Origin of the sequence: Herbaspirillum sp. SJZ107 (assembly GCF_006715485.1) — a bacterium.
GTDB lineage: Bacteria > Pseudomonadota > Gammaproteobacteria > Burkholderiales > Burkholderiaceae_D > Telluria.
This window is the reverse complement of record NZ_VFNH01000002.1, coordinates 632,800-654,247: the sequence shown is the minus strand read 5'-3', so window position 1 is coordinate 654,247 and position 21,448 is coordinate 632,800. Positions and strand designations below refer to the sequence as shown.

Sequence of the window (21,448 nt, the reverse complement as noted above, 5' to 3'; positions counted from 1 at the left end):
CCTTTGTCGAAAATGGTGGGTTGAAAAAATGGCAAGTGCAACGAAAGTACCATAACTTTCCTCGCTGCACTGCTGACATCGCGAAATGTTTTCCGGTAGCCGGCGGCGCTCATGACAGGGCCTTTCCGATCAGCACGGCGTTCAGAGCGACGATCGTGGCCATGGCGGCCCATGCCAGCAGCGTCATCCAGCGCGGATTGGCGAAGCGTCCCATGATCCGCGGGTCGGCAGTAAAACGGATCAGCGGGAACATCGCAAACGGCAGCTGCAGGCTCAGGATGACTTGGCTCAGCAGCAGCAGGCGGCCGATGCCCTCGTCGCCGCACAGCAGCGTGACCAGGAAGGCCAGCACCACCGCCAGCGCGCGCGTCGCCAGCCGCCGCTGCCAGGCCGGCACGCGCAGGCGGACAAAGCCCTCCATCACCACCTGGCCGGCCAGCGTGGCCGTGATCGACGAACTCTGCCCCGCCGCCAGCAGGGCCAGCGCGAACAGGACGCCGGCCAGCGCGCTGCCGGTCAAGGGTCCCATCAGGCGATACGCATCTTCCAGGTTCGCCATGTCCTGGTGGCCGCTGGCATGGAATACCGCTGCCGCGGTGACCAGGATCGCGCCGTTGACGAGCAGCGCCAGGGCCAGCGCCACCACGATGTCGGCGGTGGCGAAGCCGATCGCGCTGCGCCGGCCGGCGTCGCCGGCACCGGGGCGGCGCGTCTGCACGATCGAGGAATGCAGATACAGGTTGTGCGGCATGACGGTGGCGCCGATGATGCCGATGGCAAGGTAGAGCATGCGGGGGTCGGTGACCGTGCGCGCGGTCGGCACCAGCCCGGCCGCGACGGCCTGCCAGTCCGGCCCGGCCAGTACCAGGTTGATGCCGAAGCACAGGAACACGATCCCCATCAGGCTTACCACGAAGGCCTCGAGGTAACGCATCCCGCGCTGCTGCAGCCACAGGATGAGCAGCACGTCGAGCACCGTCAGCAGCACCCCGGCGCTGAGCGGCATGCCGAACAGCAGCTTGAGCGCGACCGCCGTGCCGATCACCTCGGCCAGGTCGCAGGCGCAGATCGCCAGTTCGCACAGCAGCCACTGGGCGATGCACGAGCGCGGCGTTGCATGGCGGCGGCACAGTTGCGCCAGGTCGGCGCCCGCCACGATGCCCAGCCGCGCCGCCAGGATCTGCAGCAGCATCGCCATCCCGCTCGACAGGCCGATCACCCACAGCAGCGAATAGCCGTAGGCCGCGCCGCCGGCCAGGTCGGTGGCCCAGTTGCCCGGGTCCATATAGCCCACCGCCACCAGGTAGCCGGGGCCGATGAAGCCGAACAGGCGGCGCCACCAGGAAGTGGCAACGTGTCCGGCTCCACCTTCCACGCTCGGCGTGAGTACGGGTGGCGTCATGCCCGCTCCTCCGTGGCCCGGAGGATCAGGCGTACGCCGTGCTCAGGTTCAGCGTGCCATTCGCGCCTTTCGGGAAAAAGCCGCCCATGGTCACCGATTCCTTGGTGAGATAGACGATGTTCAGCACGTCGCCCGGGCTACGGCTGAAGGCGATGCCGTTCTTGTCGAGCGGGACGATGTTCGACACCGTGTTGTCGGCCGTGTCGACGATGCCCTGGTCGACGTCCGCCGCATTGTCGAGGCTGTCGCGCGCATCGGAAATCGCGCCGGCGGCGGTGCGCAGGCTCGGCGTGCTCAAGCCTTTCGTGTACAGCACCGTCCGCACCAGGCCGGCGTGATAGGCTTCCGCGGCCAGGATGCCGGCGGCCGCTTCAAGGAAGGTCTTGTTCTGGATCAGCGGCGATGCGCCCTTGTACGCTGTCACGCCGACGTCCTCGAAGATGAAGGCGCCCAGCAGGAAATTCTCGTCGCTGGCATAGGGATCGAAGGCCACGCCGGCACCGACCAGCCCGGCTGCCCGCGCCGCATTCGAGAACGCACCGTTCGGATCGGACCCGCCGATGTCGATCGCCGGCTGCGCCACCGCGGCGCTGCCGAGGGCCGAGCGCAGGAAGCCGACGTGCGCGATCTCATCCTGAGCAATTTCCTTGGCGTATTGCGCGACCAGCGGATCCTTGAACGGCACCTTCTTGCCGCCGGTGACTGCACCCTGGGTGCCGGTGCCGGTCAGCATGTTGGCGGCCAGCCCGGTGCCGAACACCGCATACGAATAGAACTGCGCTTCCAGGTATTCCAGGTTCAGTGCAAAGTTGAGGATATCGGTATCGGTCGGCTGCGCCGACTGGGCAATGGCATCGTGGACCGAGCCGCCGCAGGCGCTGAGCAGGGTGCCGCCCACCAGGCCGACGCTGAGGCCGCCGACATTCTTGAAAAACGAGCGCCGCTTTTCCAGCTTTTGCTTGCGCGATTCCAGTAAAGCCAAGGTGACATTGGTGTCCGTCATGGTATTTCTCCCGTTCAATTTGAGGTCGAAAAACATCGCCGGCACATGGCAATCTCATATGTGCGTAAAGCTTGTACTGGATGGGGCTGCGTTCGGATTCAAATTTTTTTCATAACGCTCGTTTTAAGTTCATCAATGAAGACGCGCACCTTGTGTGGCAGGTTCGGCGACGCCGGATAGACGGCATGGATATCGCTCGCCGGCAGCGACCAGTCCGGCAACAGGCGCACCAGGCGCCCTGCCGCGACGTCGTCGTGGACCGAAAACACGGTCGCGCGCAGCACGCCGTCGCCGGCCAGCGCCGCCGCGCGCGAGGCATAGGCGGTGTTGGTCGAAAACACGGTATGGCGCATTGCCACTTCCTGCACCTAGCCGCCGGCGTCGCTCAGGGTCAGGCTGCCAGGCTGGGCCACCACGGTCAGTTCCACGTACGGCAAGGCTGCCAGCGCGGCCGGCGTCGCCGGCATGCCGTGGCGGGCAATGAAATCGGGGCTGGCCACCAGCCAGCGCAGCAAGGGCCCGACGCGCGCCGCCTGCAGGCCGGAATCGGCCAGCTTGCCGAGTCGCACGGCCACGTCGATGCCTTCGGCAATCAGGTCGACCCGGTGGTCGGCGCACAGCAGCTCGACCGTCAGGCCGGGATGCTGCGCCCGCAGCCTGGACAGCAGCGGCGCCACCACCATCACCCCGTAATCGACCGGCGCCGCCACGCGCAGCTTGCCCTGCACGCTGTCGCGTCCGCTGCGCGCCTGCTCGATTGCCGCTTCGGCCGTCTGCAGCACCTGGCGGCTGGCGTCATAAAAGGCGCGCCCGGCCTCGGTCAGGCGCAGTGTGCGCGTGGAGCGCACCAGCAGGGCCACGCCGACCTCGGCTTCCAGCAACTGCATGTGCTTGCTGACCATCGACTTGGCCAGGCCCAGGCGTCCGGCCGCAGCGGTCAGTGACCCGGCTTCGACGACGGCGACGAAGATGGCCAGGCGGTTCAGGTTGACGGCAGAAATATCCATGGGGACGATTGTACGCTTTGGATGAACAGTGATTCCCCGATTGTCCGTCTTATCGAAACGGAGGGCCTTGCCTACACTGATGACTCACTGATAAAAGGAAGCGCCACCATGAAACTCCACGGCATACCCCTGTCCGGCCATACCCACCGCGTGCAGCTGTTCCTGAGCCTGCTGGGACTCCCGTACGAATTCGCCACGGTCGACATGGCCGCGGGCGCCAACCGCACGCCGGCCTTCCTGGCCATGAGTCCGTTCGGCGAAATCCCGGTGCTGGAAGACGGCGACGCCGTCCTGGCCGACTCGACCGCCATCCTGGTCTATCTGGCCCTGAAATACGACGCCGGCGGACGCTGGCTGCCGCGCGAACCGCTGGCCGCGGCCCGGGTCCAGCGCTGGCTGTCGACGGCATCCGGCAAGATCGCCTACGGCCCGGCGGCGGCGCGGCTGGTGACCGTGTTCGGCGCACGCATCGACCACGACGTGGTCAAGGCGATCGCGGTACGCCTGTTCGACACGATGGAAGGCGAACTCGCCGGGCCGTTCCTGGTCGGCGCCGCGCCCACCCTGGCCGACGTGGCCGCCTACAGCTATATCGCGCATGCGCCGGAAGGCGGCGTCTCGCTGCTGCCCTATCCGCGCATCCGCGCCTGGCTCGACCGTGTACGCGCCCTGCCCGGCTTCGTCGCCATGCCGTCAACCGTCGCCGGCGTCGCACCCGAGGAGTACGCATCATGAATCCATCGCGCTTTCACGCCGGCGAACTGCAGGTGCAGGCCCGCGCCGGCGTCCCCGCCGAATACGCCCAGCGCGCCTCTGCCGCAATCCGCGACCACATGCCGGACCAGCACCGCCAGTTCTTCGGCCAGCTGCCCCTGTTTTTCCTGGGCGCGCTGGACGCGGACGGCCAGCCCTGGGCCACGGTGCTGGCCGGCACGCCGGGTTTCATCTCGGCGCCGGATGCGCGCACGTTGCGGATTGTCGGCGGCCCGCTGCCCGGCGACCCGCTGCAGGGCCAGCTGCTGCCCGGGCGCCGCGTGGGCGGACTGGGCCTGGTGCCGGCGACGCGGCGGCGCAACCGGGTCAACGGCGTCATCGATACGGTGGATGGCGGCGTGGTGACTGTCGCCGTGGAGCAGAGCTTCGGCAATTGTCCGCAATATATCCAGCAGCGCACGCCGCGTGCCGTGACGCCGCCTGCCGCGCCGCTGGTCGTGCGCGCCGCCGCGCTCGACGAGCGTGACCTTGCCCTTATCAGGCGTGCCGATACCTTGTTCATCGCCAGTGCCAACCCCGATGCGCAGGCCGCTGCACAAGCCGATGGGGCGCGCGGCGTCGACGTCTCGCACCGCGGCGGGCGGCCGGGTTTCGTGCATGCCGCTGCCGGCGGCATCCTGCTGGTGCCGGACTTTGCCGGGAATTCTTTCTTCAACACGCTGGGGAACCTGGCGGTCTATCCGCGCGCCGGGCTGCTGTTCGTCGATGTCGACAGCGGCGACCTGCTGCACCTGGCGGTCGAGGGCGAGATTGTCTGGGACGGGCCGCTGGTCGAGGCCTTCGAGGGGGCAGAGCGGCTGCTGCGCTTGCAAGTACGCGAGGTGGTGCGCAATGTCGGGGCGCTGCCCTTGCGGTGGAGCGAGGCGCAGCCGGCGGCGCAGCTGGCGCGGACCGGGGACTGGGACGCCGCGGCGCAAGAGCTGGAAAGAAAAAAGGGTCACAAGCTTTCGCTTGCAACCCTTTGATCTCTTACTGAATTCTGGTGCCGCTGACCGGAATCGAACTGGTGACCTTCGCATTACGAATGCGCTGCTCTACCGACTGAGCTACAGCGGCGACACACTGCTTGACGGACTGGCCGTGCAGCAGGGACCCGTATTCTAACAAACAACAGTGCAAACTTGCTAGTCTGCCTCGGCAATTTTGTGTGCGAGGCTGAAAACAGTCGCCAGAATCATCGTCGCCCCTGCGAAGGCAGGGGCCCAAGTTCTGCCTGCGCTATCGAAACGCACGCAACTTGGGCCCCTGCCTTCGCAGGGGCGACGGTTTCACGGCTAGCGAACGAATTATTCCGCGTGGTAGCTGGTCACGCGCTCGACTTCGCTCTTCGACCCCAGGAACACCGGCACGCGCTGGTGCAGCTTGGTCGGCGGGATGTCGAGGATGCGCTGGCGGCCGTCGGTGGCGGCGCCGCCGGCCTGCTCGACGATCATGGCCATCGGGTTGGCTTCGTACATCAGGCGCAGCTTGCCCGGCTGCGACGGGTCGCGCAGGTCGGCCGGGTACATGAAGATGCCGCCGCGGCTCAGGATGCGGTGCACGTCGGCCACCATCGAGGCGATCCAGCGCATGTTGAAGTCCTTGCCGCGCGGGCCGGTCTTGCCTGCCAGCATCTCGCTGACGTAGCGCTGCACCGGCGGGTGCCAGTGGCGCTGGTTCGACATGTTGATCGCGAATTCCTTGGTGTCTTCCGGAATCTGCATGTTCTTCTGGGTCAGGACCCAGGAACCCATCTCGCGGTCGAGCGTGAAGCAGTTGACGCCGTTGCCGGTGGTCAGCACCAGCATGGTCTGCGGGCCGTACACGGCGTAGCCGGCGGCGACCTGCTGGGTGCCGGGCTGCATGAAGTCGGCTTCGGTCGGGGCGCTCATGCCTTCCGGCGCCTTCAGTACCGAGAAGATGGTGCCGATCGAGACGTTGACGTCGATGTTCGAGGAGCCGTCCAGCGGATCGAACAGCAGCATGTATTCGCCCATCGGGTAGCGGTTCGGGATCGGGTGGATCGATTCCATTTCTTCCGACGCCATTGCTGCCAGGTGGCCGCCCCACTCGTTGGCTTCGAGCAGGATCTCGTTGGAGATCACGTCGAGCTTCTTCTGCACTTCGCCCTGGACGTTCTCGGAACCGGCGCTGCCGAGGATGTCCCCGAGGGCGCCCTTGCCGACCGAGTGGCTGATGGTCTTGCAGGCACGCGCCACGACCTCGATCAGGAGGCGCAGCTCGGCGGGGATGTTGTCGTGGAGGCGTTGTTCCTCGACGAGGTATTGGGTCAGGCTGACACGTTTCATGAACTTCCAGTTCCTTTGTTTATATGGATTCCTACAATTAATTCGCTAATGCCTTGCTGATCACTTCACGCACGTCATTCGACAATTTCGTCTGTCCTGCGACCTCCTGCAGCGCTTTTTTCATGTGCGCCTGCAGGGCCGGTGCGTAACGGCGCCAGCGGTCCATCGCGCGTGCCAGGCGGCTGGCGACCTGCGGGTTGAGCGCGTCCAGCGCGACGACCTGCTCGGCCCAGAATGCGTAGCCGCTGCCGTCGGGCGCGTGGAAGGCGACCGGGTTGCCGGCGCAGAAGGTAGACACCAGGCTGCGCGCGCGGTTCGGATTACGCAGCGTGAAGGCCTTGTGCGTCATGAGTTCGCGCACTGCCTCGACGCCGGTGCTCGGCGCCGACGCCTGCATCGCGAACCACTTGTCGACCACCAGCGCCTCGCCCTGGAACTCGTCGTAGAAGCGCTGCAGCGCCTCGCTCGCGGCGGCATCCGCTTCATCGCTGGCGGCACGCGCATGGATCAGCGCCGACAGTGCGGCGACGCGGTCGGTCATGTTGCCGGCTTCGTCGAACTGCTTGCGCGCCAGGGCGATCGTCTCGGCATCCGGCGCCGCGCACAGGTAGGCCAGCGCCAGGTTCTTCAGCGCACGCTTGCCGATCGATACGGCATCCGGGCTGTACTCGCCCGGCGTCTGGTTGGCCTGGTACTGGGCCAGCAGCTCGCTGCGCAGGCGGGCGCCGATGTCGGCGCGCACGAACTGGCGCGCCATGTGGATGGCCAGCGGGTCGACCACGTCGAACTGGTCGGCGATCATGGTCTCGGAAGGCAGCAGCAGCGCCTGCTCGCGGAAATTCGGGTCCAGCGTGTCGTCAGTCAACATCTTGCGCATCGCTTCGACGAACACGTCGTCGAGGTCGAGCGCGGCGGCGACCCGATCGGCGTCCAGCGCGACCGTCGCGTTGTGCGCGGCCAGGCTGCCGGCCAGCCGGACCAGGCGGCTCATCGCCAGGCGCTGGCCGGCTTCCCAGCGGTTGACCGGATCGCTGTCGTGATTGAACAGCAGCGTCAGTTCGGCGTCGTTGTAGCCGTATTTCAGGATCACCGGCGCCGAAAAGTCGCGCAGGATCGACGGCGTCGGCTGTTCAAGGACGCCGGTGAAGACAAAGGTCTGGTCCGCTTCGGTCAGCTCCAGCACGGCGGTGGTGCCGTAGTCCTTGCCATCCACCGTCAGCGGCAGGTCGCGGCCATCCTTGCCCAGCAGGCCGACGGCGACCGGGATGTGGAAGGGCAGCTTTTCCGGCTGGCCCGGGGTGGCCGGGCAGGACTGGACCAGGCGCAGTTCGTAGGTGCCGGCCTGCTCGTCGTAGCGGGTCTCGGCCTGCACCACCGGGGTGCCGGCCTGGCTGTACCAGCGCTCGAACTGGGTCAGGTCGCGTCCATTCGCATCGGCCATGGCCAGGCGGAAATCGTCACAGGTGACGGCTTGCCCGTCGTGGCGCTCGAAATACAGGTCCATGCCTTTGCGGAAGCCTTCGCGGCCCAGCAGGGTCTGGTACATGCGCACGACTTCGGCGCCCTTCTCGTACACCGTGACGGTATAGAAATTGTTGATCTCGACAAAGGAGTCGGGGCGCACCGGGTGGGCCATCGGACCCGAATCTTCCGGGAACTGGGCCTGGCGCAGGGTGCGCACCTGGTCGATGCGGGTAACGGCGCGGCCGGTATCGGTGCCGATCATGTCGGCCGAGAATTCCTGGTCGCGGAACACGGTCAGGCCTTCCTTCAGCGACAGCTGGAACCAGTCGCGGCAGGTCACGCGGTTGCCGGTCCAGTTGTGGAAGTATTCGTGGCCGACCACGGCTTCGATGCCCTGGAAGTCGACGTCGGTGGCAACCCGCGGATTGGCCAGCACGTACTTGGTGTTGAAGATGTTCAGGCCCTTGTTTTCCATCGCGCCCATGTTGAAGTCGCCGACGGCGACGATCATGAAGCGGTCCAGGTCGAGCTCGAGGTTCCAACGCTCTTCATCCCAGCGGATGCTGCGCTTGAGCGATTGCATCGCGTAATCGGTCTTGTCGAGGTTGCCGTCTTCGACCCACACCTGCAGCAGCGCCTGGCGCCCATCCGCCAGCGGGAAAGTCTCTTCCTGGCACACCAGGCGTGCGGCGACCAGCGCGAACAGGTAGGAAGGCTTCTTGAACGGGTCTTCCCACAGCGCGTAATGGCGGCCGTCGTCCAGCTCGCCTTCTTCGATCAGGTTACCGTTCGAGAGCAGGACCGGGAACTTGTCCTTGTCCGCGCGCAGCATGACCTTGTATTTCGCCATCACGTCCGGACGGTCCGGGAAATACGTGATGCGGCGGAAGCCTTCGGCTTCGCATTGCGTGTAGAAATTGCCGTTGGACACGTACAGGCCGCTGAGCGTGGTATTGCTCTCCGGAACGCAGATGGTCTCGATTTCCAGCACAAGCTCATCCGGCGTATCGAGCGCAGCCGTCGGAATACGCAGCAGCGTACCGTCGCGCTGGTAATCCTGCTCCTGCAGCACCTTGCCGTTCAGCCGGATCGCCACCAGTTCAATATCTTCGCCGTACAGCTCGATTTCACGCTGGGCACTGTCCGGATTGCGGCGCAGCGTCAGCCGGTTGGCGACGATGGTACGGGCGGGATCGAGGTCGAAGCCGAGCTCCACGGTCTCGACCAGGTAGCTGGGGGCGGTGTAGTCCTTCCGGTAAATGGTCTGGGGCGTATCGGTGCGCATGGTAGGGTCCGCAAAAGCCGTTGGTGAAGTGCTTATTTTACCAACAGCTTGCAGACCATTTCCGTTCGATTTCATGTATCGATATGTACACCCGGTAACCGCCGGTAAATGGTCAAGCGAATATCGCACAACCAGAATAAGATATATCCCTGCACCAGACCGATTACAAAGCGCGCTCACAAAGCGCGATACCAGAGAGATATCCATCATGAAACGCACAATGATTTTGGCAGCGGCTTCATTGAGCCTGCTGCTGGGCGGCTGCGCGACCACGATTCGCAGCAACGTCACCACCTTCAACCAATGGCCGGCCCAGTTGCCCGAGAAGAGCTACGCCTTCGAGACCGCGCCGGCCCAAGACAATACCCTCGAGCTGCAGAGCTACCAGAACCTGGTGCGCGGCCAGATGGCCCGTCTCGGCTTCCATGAAGCGCCGCAGGCGCCGGCGCTGAAGGTATCGATGCGCTTCTCGACCATCGACGTGCCGACCCAGGTGGTCTACCCGGCCTTCGCCCCGACCTACGCCTACTCGCCGCGCTTCGCCTACTTCGGCGGCCGCCGCCGCTTCTGGGGCGGCGCCGGCTGGTACAGCCCCTTCTATGACCCGTTCTGGGGTCCGATGCCAATGTACGACGTGCAGGAAGAGCACCGTTACCATCGCCAGGTCCAGATCGGAATCCAGCAGGCGGGCGACGGCAAGCGCCTGTTCGACGTCACCGTGCGCAACGTCAGCAGGCAGGAATCGACGCCGGCGGTGATGCCGGCGCTGGTGCAGAGCGCGTTCGAAGGTTTTCCGGGGCCGAATGGCGGGTCGCGGGTGATCGAGTTGAAGCAGCAGCCGCAGCAGAATGGGTGATCGGTAGACTGAAACGGCTACCGGCTTAACCGATACCTGTAAAGCGTCGTCCCTGTGGAGGCAGAGACCCAAGTTTGGCGATACGCCTCGAACTTGGGTTCCTGCCTTCGCAGGAACGACGTTTTACTTTTGCGGACTGAAGCGCAGGTAGTGGCCCGTTCACTTATGAAAAATACGCCTCCGACCCAAACGTAATCGCCACGATCAGCAAGATCGCCAGCAGCAGCACCACCAGCAAACGCCCGAAACGCGGCTGGGTGGCCGGCTCCGGTTCCATCGGCGGTTCCCTGTCGTCGCTGAATTCCCTCATGGCAGGCTCATGGCAGCAGGATGGTCTTGCCCGTGGTGCGGCGCGCTTCCAGCTCGATGTGAGCCTGGGCGGCGTCGGCCAGCGGGAAGCGCTGGTTGATCTCGATGCTGACCTGGCCGCTGGAGACCATCTGGAACAGGTCGGCCGCCATCGCCTCGAGTTTTTCGCGCGTCGAAGCATAGGTCTGCAGCGTGGGGCGCGTGATGAACAGCGAGCCGCGCGACACCAGTTCGCTCAGCGCGAACGGCGGCACCGCCCCGGACGAATTGCCGAAGCTGACCATCAGGCCGAGCGGCGCCAGGCAATCGAGCGAGCGCGCAAACGTGTCCTTGCCGACCGAGTCGAACACGACCGGCACCTTGGCCCCACCCGTGATCTCCATGACCCGCTGCACCACGTCCTCCGTGTTGTAGTTGATGACATGGGCGGCCCCATGGCTTCTGGCCAGCTCCGCCTTCTCGTTTGACCCCACGGTACCGATCAGGTTCGCGCCGATCGCGCGTGCCCACTGGCAGGCGATCAGGCCGACGCCGCCGGCTGCCGCATGGAACAGCACGGTCTGCCCGGGTTCGAGCTTCCAGGTTTGCCGGAACAGGTATTGCACGGTCAGGCCCTGCAGCAGCATGGCGGCACCCGTGTCAAACGGGATGTCGTCCGGCAAGCGCACCAGGATATCCGCCGGCATCACGCGCACTTCACTGTAGGCCCCGTTCGGGCGCGCCGCATAGGCCACACGATCACCCGGCTTGACATGGGTCACATCCGGTCCGACGGCCTCGACCACGCCCGCCCCTTCCTGGCCCAGGCCATTCGGCAGATCGAGTGGATATAGACCATTGCGGAAATACACGTCGATGAAATTCACGCCGATCGCGTGGTTGCGCACGCGCGCCTGCCCGGGGCCGGGTTCGCCGACGTCGACGTCGGCCAGTTCCAGCACCTCGGGACCGCCGGTGCGCGCGAAGCGGATTGCCTTTGCCATGTTCTTCTCCTCAGGGGTCCGTGGAAAAATCAGTGTGCCGATTGCGCGATCAGCTGCGACAGCACCAGCCGCGCGCTGGCCACGTTGGTGGCGCACGGGACGTCGTGGACGTCGCAGGCGCGCACCAGCGCGTTGATGTCCGGCTCGTGCGGCTGCGGCGTCATCGGGTCGCGCAGGAAGATCACGCAATCGACTTCGCCGTTCACCAGGTTGGCGCCGATCTGCAGGTCGCCGCCGAACGGGCCGGAATGCATGCGCGTGACGTCCAGGCCGACCTCCGCGATCAGGCGCGCGCCGGTGGTGCCGGTGGCCGACAGCGTGCAGGTGCGCAGGAAGTCGCGGTATGCGGCGGCCAGCGCGACCATGTCGTCTTTTTTCTTGTCGTGGGCAATCAGGGCGATTCTTGGCTTGAGCTGTGGGTTCATCGTCTCTCTTTTTCGTTAAGGTTATTTTTTCAGCGACAGCATATAAATTCCCCCCAGCACCAGCGCAGTGCCGCCGAGCTGGATCGCCGTGATCGGCTCGCCCAGCAGCGCCCAACCGAGGAACAGCGTCGACACCGGGCCGATCATGCCGGCCTGCGACGCGCTGGGGGCGCCGATGCGCTGCACCGCGGCCATCGTCATGAAGACCGGGAAGATGGTACAGAATAGCCCGTTGACGAAGGACAGGCCATATACCTGCACCGGCTGCACCAGCAGGCTGACCGGGCGCAGCAGGAAGAACTGGCCGATGCAGGCGGCACTCGATACGCACATCGCATACGCGACCAGGCGCAGCGAGCCGATCCTTTTCACCATCTCGCCGGTGCCCAGCAGGTAGACCGCATACGCGACCGCCGAGCCGAGCACCAGCAGCGAGCCGGCGGCGATGCTGCCGCTGCCGCCCTGCAGGTCGTGCAGGAAGACCAGCACGATACCGCAATACGACAGGGCCAGTGCCGCCCACTGGGCGCCGTTGACGCGGCGCTTGAACACCAGTGCCGTCATCAGGAGGACGAAGGTGGGCGTGGTGAACAGGATCAGGCGCTCCAGGCCGACCGAGATGAATTGCAGGCCGAGGAAATCCAGGTAGCTCGACAGGTAGTAGCCGAGCAGGCCGAGCACGACCAGGCGCCAGCGGTCGCCCTTCGACAGCGCCGGCCCGGTGCGCATCTTCCACAGCGCCACACCGGCAAATACCGGAAACGAGAACAGCATCCTGAAGGCGATCAAAGTTACCGCATCGATGTGGTAGCGATACAGCAGTTTGGCGACAATGGCCTTCGTGGAAAACAAAATGGCCCCGCCAATGGCGATCGAGAGGCCGGCGAACTGTGCCGGACGTGTCACCGGCGCAACAGAAGTGTCGATTGCAGTTTTGCTCATCAGGCAATTGTAGGATGAATCCGGCCAGTCGGCTGAGGACGGCTGCGAACGCCATCGCGGCGGCGCGGTCCAATCGCGGTCCACACCTCATCCTTGGAGGATTCATGGCGTTTCCAAGCGGCGCCCCGCTATCCGCGCACGTCTCCGCGCAAGTCCCTGCCCTGGTCCCGGGCCAGGGTGCCACGCACGTGCCCGACCATGCACCCTCGCGTGCCGGCGTCGACCGTACCGTGGTCCTGAGCCTGCTGGGCCTGGTCATGGCCCTGTGCTGGGCCCTCCTGCTGTTCCGTGCCGGCAGCATGCCGACGACCGATTTCAGCCTGCACGCCGTCGATACGGCGCCCTGGAACGCGGCCGACCTGGCGCTGCTGCTGGCGCTGTGGGTGGCCGCCATCGCCGCCATCATGCTGCCGGCGGCAGTTCCCGCGGTGCTGCTGTATGCGCGCGCCAAGCGCCTGCGGCGCGAGCGCTGGGTCTACCTGTCCACCCTGCTGTTTACGCTGGGCTGCCTGTCCGTGTGGAGCGGCTGCGCCCTCGCCGCCGCCACGCTGGCCTGGCTGCTGCACGATGCCGGCGCGCTCGACGAATCGATGGCGGTCCTGGTGCCGGCGGCCACCGGGCTGGCGCTGGTCGCGGCCGGGGCCTACCAGTGGACGCCGGCCAAGCATGCCTGCCTCGAACATTGCCGGGCACCGCTGGCCTTCGTGCGTACCGAATGGCGGCGCGGCCTGCCCGGGGCGTTCCGCATGGGGGTAGCCGATGCCCGCTGCGCTACCGGCTGCTGCTGGCTGCTGCTGGCGCTGGTGCTGCCGGCCGGGGTGCTGAACCTGCCCGTCATCGGCGGCCTGGTGGTGCTGATCCTGGCCGAAAAACTGTTGCCGAGCGGACATCTCCTGGCCTGTGCTGCGGGTCTCGGACTGGTTGCCTGGGGCACCGCCCTGTTGTTTCCCTGACAGTTTTAAGAGAGGGGGCTATGTTAAAATGCTGGGGATTACGCTTAATCCTTTAAGGGACTTTTAACATGGCTGGACACAGCAAATGGGCCAATATCAAGCATAAGAAGGCCGCCACCGACGCCAAGCGCGGCAAGATCTGGACCCGACTCATCAAGGAAATCACGGTCGCCGCACGCATGGGCGGCGGCGACATGAACACCAACCCACGCCTGCGCCTCGCCGTCGAAAAGGCTGCGGATGCGAACATGCCGAAGGACAACGTCACGCGCGCGATCCAGCGCGGCTCGGGCGGCCTGGAAGGCGTGAACTACGAAGAAATCCGCTACGAAGGCTACGGCATCGGCGGCGCGGCGATCATCGTCGACTGCATGACCGACAACCGCGTGCGTACCGTGGCCGAAGTCCGCCACGCGTTCAGCAAGTTCGGCGGCAACATGGGCACCGAGGGTTCGGTGTCCTTCATGTTCAAGCACGTCGGCCAGTTCCTGTTCGCCCCGGGCGTGGAAGAAGACAAGCTGATGGATGCCGCACTGGAAGCCGGCGCCGACGACGTGATCGCGGACGAGGAAGGCGGTTTCGAAGTGCTGTGCGACCCGAACGCCTTCCCGAGCGTCAAGGGGGCGCTGGAAGCGGCCGGATTCAAGGCCGATTCGGCCGAAGTCATCATGAAGCCGGACACCGAGACCGAATTCACCGGCGAAGACGCGGTCAAGATGCAGAAACTGCTCGACGCCCTGGAAAACCTGGACGACGTGCAGGAAGTCTATACCAACGCGGTCATCGAAGAATAAGCCGCCCATTCAAGTAAAGCGCCCATGAAAATCCTGGTAGTCGGCTCTGGCGGCCGTGAACACGCCCTGGCCTGGAAACTGGCCCAATCCGATCGCGTGCAGATGGTCTACGTCGCGCCCGGCAACGGTGGCACCGCGCGCGATCCGCGCCTGGTGAACATCGACATCACAGAGCCGGCCGCGCTGGCCGACTTCGTCGTCGCCGAGCACATCGCCCTGACCCTGGTCGGTCCGGAAGTGCCGCTGGCGGCCGGCATCGTCAACCTGTTCCGCGCGCGCGGCCTCAAGATCTTTGGCCCGACGCGCGAAGCGGCGCAGCTGGAAAGCTCGAAGGACTTTGCCAAGTCCTTCATGCAGCGCCACGGCATCCCGACCGCGAAGTACCAGACCTTCTCCGACGCCGCCCAGGCCCACGCCTACATCGACGCCAACGGCGCGCCGATCGTGATCAAGGCCGACGGCCTGGCCGCCGGCAAGGGCGTGGTGGTTGCCATGTCGCTCGAAGAAGCGCACCAGGCGGTCGACGACATGCTGTCCGATAACCGCTTCGGCGACGCCGGCGCCCGCATCGTGATCGAGGAATTCCTGGCCGGCGAGGAAGCCAGCTTCATCGTCATGTGCGACGGCAAGAGCGTGTTGGCACTGGCCACTTCGCAAGACCACAAACGCCTGAAGGACCACGACCAGGGTCCGAACACCGGCGGCATGGGCGCCTACTCGCCGGCGCCGATCGTGACCCCGTCGATGCATGCGCGCGTGATGCGCGAGATCATCAACCCGACCATCCAGGGCATGGCCCGCGACGGCATCCCTTTCACCGGCTTCCTGTATGCCGGCCTGATGATCGACGCCGCCGGCAATCCAAAGACGCTGGAATTCAACTGCCGCATGGGCGATCCGGAAACCCAGCCGATCATGGCGCGCCTGAAGAGCGATTTCGTGACCGTGCTCGAGCACGCCTGCAACGGCACGCTCGACGTGGTCGAACTCGAATGGGACCGCCGCACCGCGGTGGGCGTGGTGATGGCCGCCGGTGGCTACCCGGACAGCCCGCAAAAAGGCGACGTCATCGACGGCATCCCGCCAGAAACCCCGGAATGCATCACCTTCCACGCCGGCACCCAGCTGGTGAACGGTACCCTGCAAACTGCGGGCGGGCGCGTGCTGTGCGTGGTGGGCCTGGGCGACAGCGTCAAGATGGCGCAGAAGCAGGCTTACGACACTGTCGACAAGATCCATTTCAATGGGGCGCAGTACCGCCGCGACATTGGGTGGCGTGGGGTGAAGCAGTCTTGATACACTGTATTCAACTTGGGCCCCTGCCTGCGCAGAGGTGACGATCTCAAGGCCAACACGGTAAGCACGTCGCCCCTGCGCAGGCAGGGGCCCAAGTTCTCTCCCTACCGCACGATCTCTTCGTAGAGATCCCGCCACTCCGGATTCATCTCCTGAATCAGGTTCACTTTCCAGTCCCGCTTCCACAACTTGATCTGCTTTTCGCGAAGCCCGGCGTCCATGATTTCGCCATGGACCTCATACCAAACCAGCCTCTTTAAACCATGCAGCTTGGTGAACCCTTCGATCACACCCTCGCGGTGCTGCCAGATACGCTGGACGAGGTTGGTAGTGGAGCCGACATACAAGGTGCCATAAGGCGTGTTGGCCATCATGTAAACGTAGCTGGACTTTTCCATATCGACGCAGCGGGAAGATAAAGCGGCCATGGTGAATGGAGGCGCCTTTCATATTGATGATTCGCCGCAAGGACATGCAGTATCGCTATTCGGGAAACTTGGGCCCCTGCCTTCGCAGGGGCGACGGTTTAACGATAACGCCATGAAAGCGTTGCGAGTGATTTGCTTTTCCGCCCATTATCGGTCTCCTATCACAATCCCCCGCATCAGTGTACAATCCCCGTTCATTTTTTCGTTCCTGTCCAATTCCCACATGTCCACCCCCAACCCTGCCGCCGTCAAGGCCTGGCTGCTCGACCTGCAGGCGCGCATCGTGCAAGCGCTCGAAGACGTCGATGGCAAGCCCTTCCTGCGCGACACCTGGGAGCGTGCCGAGGGCGGCGGCGGTGTGTCGCGCCTGATCGAGGAAGGCAATGTGTTCGAGCGCGGCGGCGTGAATTTCTCGCATGTGCGCGGGGCCAGCCTGCCGCCGTCGGCGATGGCGGCGCGGCCGGAACTGGCCGGGCGTGCATGGGAAGCGATGGGGGTGTCGCTGGTACTGCATCCGCGTAATCCGTATGCGCCGACCGTGCACATGAACGTGCGCTTTTTCGAGGCCACGGCGGAAGGCAAGGAACCGGTGTGGTGGTTCGGCGGCGGCATGGACCTGACGCCGTATTACGGCAACTTTGATGATGCGCGCCATTTTCACCAGGTCTGCCACGATGCGGTGGCGCCGTTCGGCAGCGAACTGCATCCGCGCTTCAAGCGCTGGTGCGACGATTATTTCTACCTGAAGCACCGCAAGGAAGCGCGCGGCGTCGGCGGCATCTTCTTCGACGATTTCAACGAGCTCGGCTTCGATGCCTCGTATGCGCTGATGCAGAAGGTCGGCAACGGTTTGCTCGACGCCTACCTGCCGATCGTCAAGGCGCGCAAGGACCAGGCCTACGGCGAGCGCGAACGCGACTTCCAGGCCTACCGGCGCGGCCGCTACGTCGAGTTCAACCTGGTGTGGGACCGCGGCACCCTGTTCGGCCTGCAGTCGGGCGGTCGTACTGAAGCGATCCTGATGTCGATGCCGCCGATCGTCAAATGGCGCTACGACTGGCATCCGGAACCGGGCAGCGCGGAAGCGGCCCTGTACAGCGATTTCCTGCCGCACCGGGACTGGCTGCTCAGTGACGGACAGCGTGACTGACAGCGTGACGACTTGCGTTGCTTTGCTGGGCGGCAGTTTCGACCCGGTACACCATGGCCACATCGCACTGGCCGAACTGTGCGCGCAACTGCTGCACCCCGACGAACTGCGCATCATGCCGGCCGGCCAGCCGTGGCAGAAAGCCGGGCTGCAGGCCAGCGATGCCGACCGTGTCGCGATGCTGCAGCTGGCACTCCAGGCGGGCAGCTTTCCGCCCGGCGTGAAGGTCGGGATCGATACCCGCGAGATCGACCGCAAGACCCCGACTTATACCGTCGAGACCCTGCGCGAATTGCGTGCCGAACTGGGGCCGGACGCCTCGCTGGTGTTCGTGATGGGTGCCGACCAGCTGCAGAAGCTGGACACCTGGCGCGACTGGCACAGCCTGTTCGACCTGGCCAACTTCGTGGTGGCGGCCCGTCCCGGCTACAGCCTCGAGGAAGCGGGCCTGGCGCCTGGCGTGGCGGCCGAACTGGCGCAGCGCAAGAGCACGCCGGAAGACGTGCGCGCCAGCGCTGCCGGACGGGTCTGCCTGGCCCATACGCTGGCGGTCGATATCTCGGCGACCGAGGTGCGCCAGGCATTAAAAAACAGCGTGAAATCCGGCATGGTGAACGAGGAAAATGCGGCCTCCAAGGCTGGCGCGTGCCTCGCACCGCAAGTGCTAGACTATATTCAACAACATAACTTATACAAGAGCTAATGGATATCAAGAAACTGCAAACGCTCGTCGTCGACGCCCTCGAAGACGTCAAGGGCCAGGACATCGTCCTGTTCGACACGACCAACCTGACCAGCCTGTTCGACCGTATCGCGGTCGTGTCCGGCACGTCGAATCGCCAGACCAAGGCGCTCGCCGCCTCGGTGCGCGACAAGGTCAAGGAAGCAGGCGGCGATGTCGTCGGTCTGGAAGGCGAAGACACGGGTGAATGGGTGCTGGTCGACCTCGGCGACATGATCGTCCACATCATGCAGCCGGCCATCCGCCAGTACTACCGCCTGGAAGAAATCTGGGGCGAGAAGCCCGTCAAGCTGGGCGCCGCCAAGCGCAAATCGAGCGCCGAAGCGCAGGAAGCCGACGCTGCACCGAAGACCAAATCGAAGCACCTGGCCGCAACCCAGGAACAGCCGGAAGCCAAGCCGGTGCGCGAGCGCAAGCCGGCTGCAAAGAAGGCCGAAGGTGCCGCCGCCAAGAAACCGGCCGCCAAGAAGATCCCGACCGGCGCCACCGTGAAAGTCGCCGTGCCGAAAGCCGCTGCCGCCGATGCCGCCGCCGCCAAGGCCGCCAAAGCCGCGACCACCAAGCGCCTGGCCAAGGCCGCCGCGCCGGCAGCCGATGCCGCGCCGGTGAAGAAGGTCATCCGCCGCGCCGTCAAGAAAGCCGCCGAATAAGCCTTCTGCCTTTTGCGTAATTAATCGATGCAGTTGATCATTGCCGCGGTCGGCCACAAGATGCCGGCCTGGATCGAGACCGGGTTTGCCGAGTACGTCAAGCGCATGCCGCCCGAGCTGCGCATTTCGCTCAAGGAAATCAAGCCGGTCGAGCGTTCGGGCAGCAAGACCGCGGCCACCGCCATGGCGCTCGAACGCGAGCGCATCGAAGCCGTGCTGCCGAAGGGCGTGCGCATCATCGCCCTCGACGAGCGCGGCAAGGACCTGACCAGCGTCGGCCTGTCCCAGCAGCTGGAAGCCTGGCAGCAGGACGGGCGCGATGTCGCCTTCTTGATCGGCGGGGCCGACGGCCTCGATCCCGAGTTGAAGGCGCGCGCCGATGGGCTGATCCGCATTTCCAGCATGACCCTGCCTCACGGTATCGTGCGGGTGATGCTTGCGGAACAGCTTTATCGTGCGTGGTCGATTACCCAGAACCACCCCTACCACCGGGTTTAAATGAGACCGCTCGACAAGAAAATCTACCTCGCCTCGAAAAGCCCGCGCCGCCGTGAACTGCTGCGCCAGGTCGGCATCGATTTCGAACTGCTGAGCCTGCGCTCCGACCCGGGCCGCGGCGTCGACGTGAGCGAGGACGTGCACACGAGCGAGCCGGCGCTGGCCTATGTGGAACGGGTCGCGCGCGAAAAAGGCGCGTTTGCCTGGAAGGTGCTGCACCTGCGCCGCATGCCGCTGCGCCCGGTGCTGTCGGCCGACACCACCGTCACCATCGACGGCGAGATCCTGGGCAAGCCGGAAAGCCCGAACGAGGCGGTCGCGATGCTGGAGCGGCTGTCGGGCCGCACCCACCAGGTGCTGACCTCGGTCGCGCTGCACCATACCGACGTGACCGAGCAGATCACGCAGGTGTCCGACGTGCGTTTCGCCAAGCTGCCCCCGGAGATGATCAAGGCCTACTGCGCGACCTCGGAACCCTACGACAAGGCGGGCGCCTACGGCATCCAGGGGCTGGCGGCACTGTTCATCGAGCATATCCAGGGCAGCCATTCGGGGATCATGGGTTTGCCGGTGTTCGAGACGGCGCAGTTGTTGCAAAAGGCAGGCATCAAGGTTCTGTGAGGCCACACGGTCCCCGTGTATGATGGCACCCTGAACAATAAATGCACGGCCTTGGCTCATGACTGAAGACATCCTGATCAATATCACCCCACAGGAAACACGCGTCGCGCTGGTGGTACAGGGAGCCGTGCAGGAATTGCACATCGAGCGCACGCTCACGCGCGGCCTCGCCGGCAATATTTATCTGGGCAAGGTGGTGCGGGTGCTGCCGGGGATGCAGTCGGCCTTCATCGACATCGGCCTGGAACGCGCCGCCTTTCTGCACGTGGCCGACATCTGGGAAGCGCGACCGCACGACGGTCCCAACGGCAGCAGCACGGCCAGCCCGACCCCGATCGAAAAGATCCTGTACGACGGCCAAGTGCTGACCGTGCAGGTGATCAAGGATCCGATCGGCACCAAGGGCGCGCGCCTGTCGACGCAGATCTCGATCGCCGGCCGCATGCTGGTGTACTTGCCGCAAGACAAGCATATCGGCATCTCGCAAAAGATCGAAAAGGAATCCGAGCGCGACGCGCTGCGCAGCCGCATGCAGGGCCTGCTGCCGCCGGAAGAAAAAGGCGGCTACATCGTGCGTACCCAGGCCGAGGACGCGTCGGATGCCGACCTCGCGGCCGACATCGATTACCTGCGCAAGACCTGGAGTGCCATCGTCAAGGGCTCGCGCACGCGGCCAGCCACGAGCCTGCTGTACCAGGACCTGAGCCTGGCCCAGCGCGTGCTGCGCGACTTCGTGCACGACGAGACCGCCGCGATCCTGGTCGATTCGCGCGAAAACTACCTGCGCCTGGTGGACTTTGCCCAGATCTACACGCCCAGCGTGCTGTCGCGCCTGCAGCACTACACCGGCGAGCGGCCGCTGTTCGATTTGTACGGCGTCGAGGAAGAAATCCTGCGCGCGCTGGGCCGCCGCGTCGACCTCAAGTCCGGCGGCTACCTGATCGTCGACCAGACCGAGGCAATGACGACGATCGACGTGAACACCGGCGGCTTCGTCGGCGGGCGCAATTTCGCCGACACGATCTTCAAGACCAATCTCGAGGCTGCGCACGCCATCGCGCGCCAGCTGCGCCTGCGTAACCTGGGCGGCATCATCATCCTCGACTTCATCGACATGGAGAACAACGAGCACCGCAATGCCGTGCTGGCGGAGCTCAAGAAGACCCTGTCGCGCGACCGCACCAAGGTGTCGGTGAGCGGCTTCTCGGCGCTGGGCCTGGTCGAGATGACGAGGAAGCGCACGCGCGAATCGCTGGCCCACATCCTGTGCGAGCCCTGCCCGGCCTGCAGCGGCAAGGGGCAGGTCAAAACCTCGCGCACGATCTGCTACGAAATCCTGCGCGAACTGCTGCGCGAAGCCAAGCAGTTCAACCCGCGCGAGTTCCGCATCCTGGCCTCGCAGGAAGTGGTCGACCTGTTCCTGGAAGAAGAGTCGCAGCACCTGGCGATGCTGGGCGATTTCATCGGCAAGAAGATTTCGCTGCAGGTGGAAAAAGGCTATCACCAGGAGCAGTACGACGTGATCCTGATGTGATTTTCGGCTCGTTTGGACTACACTAACGAGCACTGGCGGCACCG

At 64.9% G+C, this 21,448-nt stretch carries 21 protein-coding genes, 1 tRNA gene and 1 pseudogene; 12 read left to right on the top strand and 11 right to left on the bottom strand.

Features of this window, described 5'->3' with window-relative positions; all coding sequences use genetic code 11:
* Positions 1-109: 109 nt before the first annotated feature.
* The 3 genes and pseudogenes from FBX97_RS12620 to FBX97_RS12610 form a co-directional block, all read right to left on the bottom strand.
* Positions 110-1,402 (bottom strand): Nramp family divalent metal transporter, encoded by a 1,293-nt coding sequence (locus FBX97_RS12620; RefSeq protein ID WP_141832088.1) that lies wholly within the window; start codon positions 1,400-1,402, stop codon positions 110-112.
* A gap of 25 nt (positions 1,403-1,427) precedes the next feature.
* Positions 1,428-2,405: a ferritin-like domain-containing protein gene (locus tag FBX97_RS12615; protein ID WP_141832086.1), complete on the bottom strand. Its 978-nt coding sequence runs from the start codon at positions 2,403-2,405 to the stop codon at positions 1,428-1,430.
* Positions 2,406-2,503: 98 nt separating this feature from the next.
* Positions 2,504-3,412, bottom strand: a pseudogene (locus tag FBX97_RS12610) (LysR family transcriptional regulator).
* Positions 3,413-3,520: 108 nt separating this feature from the next.
* Here FBX97_RS12610 and FBX97_RS12605 point away from each other — a divergent pair.
* Both FBX97_RS12605 and FBX97_RS12600 read left to right on the top strand, forming a co-directional pair.
* Entirely contained in the window at positions 3,521-4,147 is a 627-nt protein-coding gene (locus tag FBX97_RS12605; protein ID WP_141832084.1) for a glutathione S-transferase family protein, read from the top strand.
* Positions 4,144-5,151, top strand: a complete 1,008-nt coding sequence (locus tag FBX97_RS12600; RefSeq protein ID WP_141832082.1) for a pyridoxamine 5'-phosphate oxidase family protein — start codon at positions 4,144-4,146, stop codon at positions 5,149-5,151. Before FBX97_RS12605 ends, FBX97_RS12600 begins: the two co-directional genes overlap by 4 nt.
* 15 nt (positions 5,152-5,166) lie before the next feature.
* On the opposite strand, the gene FBX97_RS12595 is transcribed toward FBX97_RS12600, so the two are convergent.
* The 3 genes from FBX97_RS12595 to pepN form a co-directional block, all read right to left on the bottom strand.
* Positions 5,167-5,242: transfer RNA gene (locus tag FBX97_RS12595), tRNA-Thr, on the bottom strand.
* 230 nt (positions 5,243-5,472) lie between these two features.
* Entirely contained in the window at positions 5,473-6,474 is a 1,002-nt protein-coding gene (locus FBX97_RS12590; RefSeq protein ID WP_141832080.1) for a class 1 fructose-bisphosphatase, read from the bottom strand.
* Between the two features lie 37 nt (positions 6,475-6,511).
* Complete coding sequence (gene pepN, locus FBX97_RS12585) at positions 6,512-9,223, bottom strand: aminopeptidase N (RefSeq protein ID WP_141832078.1); 2,712 nt, start codon at positions 9,221-9,223, stop codon at positions 6,512-6,514.
* A 208-nt stretch (positions 9,224-9,431) separates the two neighbouring features.
* On the opposite strand from pepN, the gene FBX97_RS12580 reads away from it, so the two are divergent.
* Positions 9,432-10,079, top strand: coding sequence for a DUF4136 domain-containing protein (locus FBX97_RS12580; RefSeq protein WP_141832076.1), 648 nt, complete (start codon positions 9,432-9,434; stop codon positions 10,077-10,079).
* A 163-nt stretch (positions 10,080-10,242) separates the two neighbouring features.
* On the opposite strand, the gene FBX97_RS29595 is transcribed toward FBX97_RS12580, so the two are convergent.
* The 4 genes from FBX97_RS29595 to FBX97_RS12565 are packed head-to-tail and all read right to left on the bottom strand — an operon-like array spanning position 10,243 to position 12,738.
* Positions 10,243-10,389 (bottom strand): hypothetical protein, encoded by a 147-nt coding sequence (locus FBX97_RS29595; RefSeq protein ID WP_185748571.1) that lies wholly within the window; start codon positions 10,387-10,389, stop codon positions 10,243-10,245.
* A 7-nt stretch (positions 10,390-10,396) separates the two neighbouring features.
* The gene (locus FBX97_RS12575) at positions 10,397-11,371 is read right to left on the bottom strand and encodes a quinone oxidoreductase (RefSeq protein ID WP_141832074.1); all 975 of its coding nucleotides are present in this window, start codon (positions 11,369-11,371) and stop codon (positions 10,397-10,399) included.
* Between the two features lie 29 nt (positions 11,372-11,400).
* The gene (locus FBX97_RS12570; RefSeq protein WP_141832071.1) at positions 11,401-11,796 is read right to left on the bottom strand and encodes a methylglyoxal synthase; all 396 of its coding nucleotides are present in this window, start codon (positions 11,794-11,796) and stop codon (positions 11,401-11,403) included.
* A gap of 21 nt (positions 11,797-11,817) precedes the next feature.
* Complete coding sequence (locus FBX97_RS12565) at positions 11,818-12,738, bottom strand: DMT family transporter (protein ID WP_141832069.1); 921 nt, start codon at positions 12,736-12,738, stop codon at positions 11,818-11,820.
* A 104-nt stretch (positions 12,739-12,842) separates the two neighbouring features.
* On the opposite strand from FBX97_RS12565, the gene FBX97_RS12560 reads away from it, so the two are divergent.
* The 3 genes from FBX97_RS12560 to purD all read left to right on the top strand — a co-directional run bounded on the left by FBX97_RS12560 (position 12,843) and on the right by purD (position 15,781).
* Positions 12,843-13,691 (top strand): DUF2182 domain-containing protein, encoded by an 849-nt coding sequence (locus FBX97_RS12560; RefSeq protein ID WP_185748570.1) that lies wholly within the window; start codon positions 12,843-12,845, stop codon positions 13,689-13,691.
* Positions 13,692-13,759: 68 nt separating this feature from the next.
* The gene (locus FBX97_RS12555; protein ID WP_141832065.1) at positions 13,760-14,485 is read left to right on the top strand and encodes a YebC/PmpR family DNA-binding transcriptional regulator; all 726 of its coding nucleotides are present in this window, start codon (positions 13,760-13,762) and stop codon (positions 14,483-14,485) included.
* 24 nt (positions 14,486-14,509) lie between these two features.
* Complete coding sequence (gene purD, locus FBX97_RS12550) at positions 14,510-15,781, top strand: phosphoribosylamine--glycine ligase (RefSeq protein ID WP_141832063.1); 1,272 nt, start codon at positions 14,510-14,512, stop codon at positions 15,779-15,781.
* A 104-nt stretch (positions 15,782-15,885) separates the two neighbouring features.
* Here the strand turns inward: purD and FBX97_RS12545 are convergent, their stop codons facing one another.
* Positions 15,886-16,209: a GIY-YIG nuclease family protein gene (locus FBX97_RS12545; protein WP_255517445.1), complete on the bottom strand. Its 324-nt coding sequence runs from the start codon at positions 16,207-16,209 to the stop codon at positions 15,886-15,888.
* Between the two features lie 223 nt (positions 16,210-16,432).
* Between FBX97_RS12545 and hemF the strand changes: the two genes are divergently transcribed.
* From hemF to rng, 6 genes are read left to right on the top strand one after another with little or no spacing between them, the layout of a single operon-like run.
* Positions 16,433-17,359: an oxygen-dependent coproporphyrinogen oxidase gene (gene hemF, locus FBX97_RS12540; protein ID WP_141832061.1), complete on the top strand. Its 927-nt coding sequence runs from the start codon at positions 16,433-16,435 to the stop codon at positions 17,357-17,359.
* A 4-nt stretch (positions 17,360-17,363) separates the two neighbouring features.
* Positions 17,364-18,062: a nicotinate-nucleotide adenylyltransferase gene (locus tag FBX97_RS12535; protein ID WP_141832060.1), complete on the top strand. Its 699-nt coding sequence runs from the start codon at positions 17,364-17,366 to the stop codon at positions 18,060-18,062.
* On the top strand, positions 18,062-18,751 hold the full coding sequence (gene rsfS / locus FBX97_RS12530) for a ribosome silencing factor (RefSeq protein ID WP_141832058.1): 690 nt from the start codon (positions 18,062-18,064) through the stop codon (positions 18,749-18,751). The genes FBX97_RS12535 and rsfS overlap by 1 nt, the downstream gene beginning before the upstream one ends.
* Before the next feature lie 27 nt (positions 18,752-18,778).
* Positions 18,779-19,249, top strand: a complete 471-nt coding sequence (gene rlmH / locus FBX97_RS12525) for a 23S rRNA (pseudouridine(1915)-N(3))-methyltransferase RlmH (RefSeq protein ID WP_141832056.1) — start codon at positions 18,779-18,781, stop codon at positions 19,247-19,249.
* Positions 19,250-19,870: a nucleoside triphosphate pyrophosphatase gene (locus tag FBX97_RS12520; RefSeq protein WP_141832054.1), complete on the top strand. Its 621-nt coding sequence runs from the start codon at positions 19,250-19,252 to the stop codon at positions 19,868-19,870.
* Between the two features lie 58 nt (positions 19,871-19,928).
* Positions 19,929-21,404: a ribonuclease G gene (gene rng / locus FBX97_RS12515; RefSeq protein ID WP_141832052.1), complete on the top strand. Its 1,476-nt coding sequence runs from the start codon at positions 19,929-19,931 to the stop codon at positions 21,402-21,404.
* Positions 21,405-21,448 lie beyond the last annotated feature (44 nt).